1 protein-coding gene is annotated in these 962 nt (G+C 33.3%); it reads left to right on the forward strand.

The window, feature by feature from the left end; translation table 11 throughout:
* The coding region (locus ACM6HU_RS27315; RefSeq protein WP_414848550.1) for an IS4 family transposase at positions 1-832 on the forward strand (832 nt) is incomplete at its 5' end.
* Between the last annotated feature and the right edge of the window lie 130 nt (positions 833-962).

Below are 962 nucleotides of genomic sequence, written 5' to 3' on the forward strand. Positions count from 1 at the left end.
CTTTTCTCTAAAAGATTTAGACCAGATGGATCAACGAGGGGTATTCTATGTTTCTCGGTTGAAATTAAATAATAGAGTATATGTGAAAAATGAATCGCCAGAATTCTTTCGGGATGGGACAGTAAAAAAGCAATCTTTATATGCTTTACTTGATCTTGAACATGTCATGCATCAGATAAAACCAGGAGATACTTATGAAATTCTGAATGCCTATGTTGGACAACAAAAATTACCCTCACGAGTTGTAATATACAGACTCACATCAACTCAAGTTCATAAACGTAGGAAACAGCAAACTTATGTTGAAAAGAAAAAAGGGGTTACATACTCTGAAAAAAGTAAACGTTTAACAGAAATCAATGTTTATATTACCAACATCCCATGGGAAATTGTTCCGATGGAACATGTTCACGAGATCTACTCTCTACGTTGGCAAATAGAGATTGTATTTAAAACATGGAAATCTCTTTTTGGTATCAATCATTGTCACAATATTAAGCGAGAGCGTCTAGAATGTCATCTGTATGGACAGTTAATCGCTATTTTTCTTTGTTCTTCCACTATGTTCAAAATGCGACAGCTGTTACTACAGAAAAAACAAAAAGAATTAAGTGAATATAAAGCAATTTATATGATTCAAGATCATCTGTACTTAGTATATGAAGCTATACAACAAGACACCCAAGAAGTATCAAAAATTTTTCTTCGTCTGTTTGACCTCTTACAGAAAAACGGACGGAAATCCCATCGATATGAGAAAAAGACAGTCTTTGATATTTTAGGCGTTGTTTATCAGTGCACTGTATCCAATCTAAATAAGAAAACTGCATAATCTTTAAAAATACACCTTATTAAGGTTTATTTGGAATGCGTATTTTTAAAAACAAATAAACAAAATATCAAGCATGTAGGCAACAAGAACGGAAGTTCATGGAATACCCAACCTTAGCTTGATGGGCATG

The sequence above is a fragment of the Bacillus sp. IT-79MI2 genome (assembly GCF_949768135.1).
GTDB lineage: Bacteria > Bacillota > Bacilli > Bacillales > Bacillaceae_G > Bacillus_A > Bacillus_A pseudomycoides.